The organism is Arthrobacter sp. HMSC08H08 (assembly GCF_001807575.1).
GTDB classification, from domain to species: domain Bacteria; phylum Actinomycetota; class Actinomycetes; order Actinomycetales; family Micrococcaceae; genus Pseudoglutamicibacter; species Pseudoglutamicibacter albus.
This window is the reverse complement of record NZ_KV789378.1, coordinates 1-881: the sequence shown is the minus strand read 5'-3', so window position 1 is coordinate 881 and position 881 is coordinate 1. Positions and strand designations below refer to the sequence as shown.

The following is an 881-nucleotide window of genomic DNA, read 5'->3' as shown; positions in this document are numbered from 1 at the left end:
GGCTCTGTTGCAAAGATTGGCGGCAGTCAGAGGTAGGCTGTCGCTCTGCGCCGATCAGGCGGCTGCTGCGAAATGGTGGTTGAGCATGCCCATGGCCTCCGTCAGCGCCGAGGGCCCAATGCCAAAAGCTCTCTCCACAAGGCGCACCTCGCCCCTGATGCCGGGCTGCAGGCACCAGGGGCGAGCCTGTCCTTTGCGCAGGGCTCGCATGACTTCGAATCCCTTGATCGTGGCATAGGCCGTGGGGATCGATTTGAAACCGCGCACCGGCTTGATCAGTATCTTGAGCTTTCCGTGATCGGCCTCGATCACGTTATTGAGATACTTCACCTGCCGGTGGGCCGTCTCCCGGTCCAGCTTTCCTTCGCGCTTCAATTCGGTGATCGCTGCACCATAGCTCGGCGCTTTGTCGGTATTGAGCGTGGCAGGCTTTTCCCAGTGCTTCAGGCCTCGCAGGGCCTTGCCCAGGAACCGCTTCGCTGCCTTGGCGCTGCGGGTCGGCGACAGGTAGAAATCGATCGTGTCGCCCCGCTTGTCGACTGCCCGGTACAGGTAGGTCCACTTGCCCCGCACCTTGACGTAGGTTTCATCCAGGCGCCAGCTCGGATCAAAGCCACGCCGCCAGAACCAGCGCAGCCGCTTCTCCATCTCCGGGGCGTAGCACTGGACCCAGCGATAGATCGTCGTATGGTCGACCGAAATGCCGCGTTCCGCCAGCATTTCCTCAAGGTCGCGATAGCTGATCGGATAGCGACAATACCAGCGCACCGCCCACAGGATCACATCACCCTGGAAATGGCGCCACTTGAAATCCGTCATCGTTCCGTCCGTCCAATCTCCGCCAAGCATGCTCAAGCTTCACGATTTTTGCAACAGAGCCC

At 60.6% G+C, this 881-nt stretch carries 1 protein-coding gene; it reads right to left on the bottom strand.

Translation table 11 applies throughout. The annotated features are described in order from the left end of the window. Positions 1-54: 54 nt before the first annotated feature. The gene (locus HMPREF3175_RS02910) at positions 55-819 is read right to left on the bottom strand and encodes an IS6-like element IS6100 family transposase (RefSeq protein ID WP_001389365.1); all 765 of its coding nucleotides are present in this window, start codon (positions 817-819) and stop codon (positions 55-57) included. Positions 820-881 lie beyond the last annotated feature (62 nt).